Source organism: Actinoplanes subtropicus (genome assembly GCF_000721705.1).
Classification (GTDB): domain Bacteria; phylum Actinomycetota; class Actinomycetes; order Mycobacteriales; family Micromonosporaceae; genus Actinoplanes; species Actinoplanes subtropicus.
In genome coordinates, this window is the sequence record NZ_JOJL01000182.1 from 1 (window position 1) to 262 (window position 262).

Below are 262 nucleotides of genomic sequence, written 5' to 3' on the forward strand. Positions count from 1 at the left end.
TGGGCCAGTCCGGGTCTTAGGAGTCGGGTGTAGGTGCGGGTGAACAGTTGTGCGGTGCGCCAGCCGAGGTCGGTGACGTGGTAGCGGTGGCTGCCGGGGATGCGGTCGATGAGTCCGTGCTGGCGTAGCCGGCGTAGGTCGTAGGTCATCGCGCCGGGGCTCAGGTTCGGCTGGTCGAGCAGGGGTGCCAGGTGGGCGCGTAGGTCGGTGTTGGTGAACCCGCGGGGTAGCAGGCGGAAGACGGTCAGGGCGGACAGCAGTG

At 68.7% G+C, this 262-nt stretch carries 1 protein-coding gene; it reads right to left on the reverse strand.

From position 1 onward, the window contains the following. A partial coding sequence (locus IH26_RS61870) for a hypothetical protein (protein ID WP_034218353.1) occupies positions 1 to 262 on the reverse strand: 262 nt, incomplete at both ends.